This is a genomic window from Streptomyces sp. NPDC026522 (assembly GCF_055567555.1).
Window position 1 is genome coordinate 1 of the sequence record NZ_JBVHQF010000033.1, and the last position, 1,163, is coordinate 1,163.

Below are 1,163 nucleotides of genomic sequence, written 5' to 3' on the forward strand. Positions count from 1 at the left end.
TACTGATCTTTTCGTAAGTTCGGTGGGTTTGGTGGGTGGATGGTCAGGCCGGTATGGGCGAGGAACGACCATGGCAGTCGGGGGTTGGTGTTGATGCGGTGGATGCCTTGCTCGGTGGCGTCGGCGACATCGGCGAGATGGTCGCCGGCGAGGTTGGCGAGTTCCCGTTTCTTGAGCGAGGACCACAGCAGTTCCACCGGGTTCAGCTCGGGAGCGTAGGCGGGTAATCGCTCCAGGGTGAGCCAGTCCTGTTCGGCGACCCAGGCCCGCATCGCCCGGCTCCAGTGGGCGGACAGGCCGTCCCAGACCAGGACCACTCGCTCGCCGCGGTAGAACACTTTCATCTGCTCCAGGACCTCGACGAGGGCGGCGGTGTCGTAGCTGCCGGGCTTGAGGTGGAAGCACAGGCGGGCCCCGCGATCGGGGTCGGTGGGGTGGTAGCCCAAGGCCCCGGCCATCGACGCGCTCTTCCAGTTCAGCCGGTGCCGCAACAGCGGCGTCCGCCCTCGGGGCGAGTAGGTGCGGCGGATCTGAGGCAGCAGGGAGACGCCTGATTCGTCGAGGAACACGATCCAGGCACGTGTGTTCACGGCCCCTTTTTGATGCGCGGCCACTCGTGCGCGATCCAGCGGGCGATCTCCGACTCGTCCCGCTCGACCGCCCGCCGCTCGGGCCGTTGCAGGCTCCATCCGAGCCGGCCGGTCAGCAGCCGCCACACCGACGCCCTCGACAACACCACCCCCGTGGCCCGGGTGACGACCGCGCCGACTCGTTCCAGGGTCCACAGGTCGGCCTCGAAACCATGAGCCTGGGCACCTTGCTCCAACGCGGCCCGGATCGTCTCGACCTGGGTGTCGTCCAGCTTGGGTGGGCGTCCGGTGGCTGCCCGTCTCCGCAAGGCCGAAGCACCGCCTTGCGCCCACACCCGCCGCCAACGCCGCACACTCTCGGCACACACTCCCACCGCCCCCGCGATCTCCGCATTCGAGACACCGTCCTCGAACAACTCGACCGCCCGAACACGACGCGCTTCCGCCAACTGAGGCCGCGACAAGGGAGGAAGGGAGGAGCCGGCAACCGAGGGGGAAGGTCGATAAGCCACCCCGACAGCCTCCCACCCACACGGCCACCACACCCACCGAACTTACGAAAAGATCAGTAAG

2 protein-coding genes and 1 pseudogene are annotated in these 1,163 nt (G+C 67.7%); all 3 read right to left on the reverse strand.

Going from position 1 to position 1,163, the window contains the following annotated elements:
* Window positions 1-590 (reverse strand): IS630 family transposase (locus ACZ4M3_RS35365; protein WP_467739752.1); only part of this gene is annotated, 590 nt, incomplete at its 3' end.
* Complete coding sequence (locus ACZ4M3_RS35370) at window positions 587-898, reverse strand: winged helix-turn-helix domain-containing protein (protein ID WP_366078873.1); 312 nt, start codon at window positions 896-898, stop codon at window positions 587-589. The genes ACZ4M3_RS35365 and ACZ4M3_RS35370, both read right to left, overlap by 4 nt.
* 9 nt (window positions 899-907) lie before the next feature.
* Window positions 908-1,135 (reverse strand): annotated as a pseudogene (locus ACZ4M3_RS35375) (helix-turn-helix domain-containing protein); the annotation flags it as partial.
* Window positions 1,136-1,163: the final 28 nt, after the last annotated feature.